Below are 3,287 nucleotides of genomic sequence, written 5' to 3'. Positions count from 1 at the left end.
GCCGCGCCCGCAAATCGGCGGCCGGCTACGACCTGACGCGCCTGATGGTCGGCTCCGAAGGCACGCTGGGCATCATCACCGAACTGACGGTCAGGCTCTATCCGGTCCCCGAGGCCATCTCCAGCGCGGTGTGTACCTTTCCCACGCTCGCGGCCGCGGTACGCACCGTGATCCAGACCATTCAGCTCGGCGTCCCGGTGGCACGCATCGAGCTGCTGGACAAGCTGGCGATCACCGCCATCAACCGCCACAGCAAGACCACGCTGCGCGAGGCGCCGACCCTGTTCTTCGAATTCCACGGCTCGCCGACCGGCGTCAAGGAGCAGGCCGAGACGGTGCAGGAGATCGCCACCGAACATGGCGGGCAGGATTTCGAATGGGCGACGCGCCCTGAGGACCGCAGCCGCCTGTGGCAGGCGCGGCACGATGCCTATTACGCCGGCCTCGGCCTCAAGCCGGGCTGCCGCGCCCTGACCACCGACGTCTGCGTGCCGATCTCGATGCTGGCCGATTGCGTCGACGAAACCTTCCGCGACCTGGACGAGAATGCCGCCAACCTGGCGGGCCCGCTGGTCGGCCATGTCGGCGATGGCAATTTCCATATTCTCCTGCTGGTCGACCCCGACAACGAGGGCGACCTGGCCCGCGCCCAAGGCTTCGCCTCGCGCCTGGCAAAACGCGCGATCCGCATGGACGGCACCTGCACCGGCGAGCATGGCATCGGCATCGGCAAGCAGCCCTACATGGCGCTGGAGCACGGCGACGTGGCGATCGACCTGATGCGCACGATAAAGCGCGCCATCGACCCCGACAACATCCTGAATCCGGGTAAGATTCTGCCGCCGTCCTGACCGGGGAGGGCAGGCATGATGCGCGGCCCACAAGGCCGCCGCATCTCCGACATCCGACGTCCAACAAGATTCAGGAGCAGCCTCATGAACGCGCCACTGCGCAACATCACCCTCGAGGACAAATACGCCCTCAGCCAAGGCCGGGTCTTTCTTACCGGCACCCAAGCCCTCGTTCGCCTGCTGCTGCTGCAACGACAACGCGACGCACTGGCCGGACTGAATACCGCCGGCTACGTCTCCGGCTACCGCGGCTCGCCTCTGGGCGGACTCGATCAGGCACTGTGGAAGGCCAAGTCGCATCTCGGCCAGAACCAGATCGTGTTCCAGCCCGGCGTCAATGAAGACCTCGCGGCTACGGCGCTGTGGGGCACACAACAGGTCAATCTGTCGCCCGGCGCCAAGCATGACGGTGTCTTCGGCATGTGGTACGGCAAGGGCCCGGGCGTGGATCGCTGCGGCGACGTGTTCAAGCACGCCAATTCCGCCGGCACCTGGAAGCACGGCGGCGTGCTGGCCGTGGCCGGCGACGACCACGCCGCGCGTTCATCCACCGTCGCCCACCAGTCGGAGCACGCTTTGAAGGCGGCGATGATGCCGGTGCTGGTGCCGGCGGGCGTGCAGGACTATCTCGACCTCGGACTGCACGGTTGGGCGATGAGCCGCTACTCCGGCTGCTGGGTCGGCTTCAAGGCGGTGGCCGATACCGTCGAGTCATCGGCCTCGGTCGATATCTCGCCGGACCGCGTGCGCATCGTGCTGCCCGACGATTATGCCTTGCCGGCAGGCGGCCTCAACATCCGCTGGCCGGACGACCGGCTGCTGCAGGAAGCGCGGCTGCTCGACCACAAACTCTATGCGGCGCTGGCTTATTGCCGCGCCAACAAACTGAATCAGGTCGTCATCGATGCGCCCAATCCCCGCTTGGGCATCATCACCACCGGAAAATCCTATCTCGACGTACGCCAGGCCTTCGATGACTTGGGCATCGACGACGCGCTCGCCGCCGAGATCGGCATCCGCCTCTACAAGGTCGGCATGGTCTGGCCGCTCGAATCCGACGGCGTGCGCCGCTTCGCTGAAGGGCTGGAAGAAATCCTGGTGGTAGAAGAAAAGCGCCAGTTGATCGAGTACCAGCTCAAGGAGGAGCTCTACAACTGGCGCGAGGACGTGCGCCCGCGCGTGATCGGCAAATTCGACGAGAAGGGCGAATGGGCCCTGCCCAACGGCCGCTGGCTGCTGCCGGCCTCGGGCGAGCTGTCGCCCGCGCAAATCGCGCGCGTCATCGCCGACCGCATCGGCCGCCACTTCACTTCGCCGCGCATTCGCGAACGCCTGGCGGTGATCGAGGCGAAGGAACGCTCCGCCGCACCGGTGATCCAGATCGCGCGCACACCCTACTTCTGTCCGGGCTGCCCGCACAACAGCTCGACCTGCGTGCCGGAAGGTTCGCGCGCATTGGCCGGCATCGGTTGCCATTTCATGGTGCTGTGGATGAACCGTTCCACGACCACGTTTTCGCACATGGGCGGCGAAGGTGCCGCATGGATGGGGCAGGCGCCCTTCACCGAGCAGAAGCATGTCTTCGTCAATCTCGGCGACGGTACGTATTTCCACTCGGGCTCGCTGGCGATACGCGCCGCCGTCGCCTCGGGGGTCAACGCCACCTACAAGATCCTCTACAACGATGCCGTGGCCATGACCGGCGGTCAGCCTGTCGACGGCAATCTGACCGTGCCGCAGATCGCCCACCAATTGCACGCGGAAGGCGTGCATCACGTCGTCGTCGTCACCGACGGCGCGCCGCGCGCCTATGGCCACCCGGATCTGCCGCACGGCGTGCCGATGCGCCATCGCGACGAGCTCGACGCGATCCAGCGCGAGATGCGCGAATGCCCCGGCGTTTCGGCCATCATCTACGATCAGACCTGTGCCGCCGAAAAGCGCCGCCGCCGCAAGCGCGGCAAAATGATCGATCCGCCGCGCCGCCTGTTCATCAACGAAGCCGTCTGCGAAGGTTGCGGCGATTGCGGCGTGCAGTCCAACTGCCTCGCCGTGGTTCCGGTGGAAACCGAATTCGGCCGCAAGCGCGCGATCGACCAGTCCGCCTGCAACAAGGACTACTCGTGCGAGAAGGGCTTCTGCCCGAGTTTCGTTTCGGTGCTGGGCGGCGGTGTCAAGAAGGGCCGCGGCCTGTCCGGTTCAAGCCAAGGAGGAGATTCATTCGGCGTGCCGCCGGCGCCGACTCTTGCGTCAACGACAAAGCCCTACGGCATCCTGATCACCGGCGTCGGCGGCACCGGCGTGGTCACTATCGGCGCCCTGATCGGCATGGCGGCGCACATCGACGGCAAGGGCGTCACGGTGCTCGACATGACCGGGCTCGCGCAAAAAGGCGGCGCGGTGTTCTCCCATGTGCGCATCTGCGACGATCCTGAT

2 protein-coding genes are annotated in these 3,287 nt (G+C 66.0%); both read left to right on the top strand.

Annotated features, from left to right (window positions below; all coding sequences use genetic code 11):
* The coding region (locus tag WC493_RS22565; RefSeq protein ID WP_373068767.1) for an FAD-linked oxidase C-terminal domain-containing protein at positions 1-851 on the top strand (851 nt) is incomplete at its 5' end.
* Between the two features lie 84 nt (positions 852-935).
* Positions 936-3,287, top strand: a 2,352-nt coding sequence (locus tag WC493_RS22560; RefSeq protein ID WP_373068765.1) for an indolepyruvate ferredoxin oxidoreductase family protein, incomplete at its 3' end; no start/stop codon positions are given.

The organism is Zavarzinia sp., from assembly GCF_041650655.1.
GTDB lineage: Bacteria > Pseudomonadota > Alphaproteobacteria > Zavarziniales > Zavarziniaceae > Zavarzinia.
Note: the sequence above shows the minus strand (reverse complement) of the source record. Positions and strands in the feature narration are given on the sequence as shown.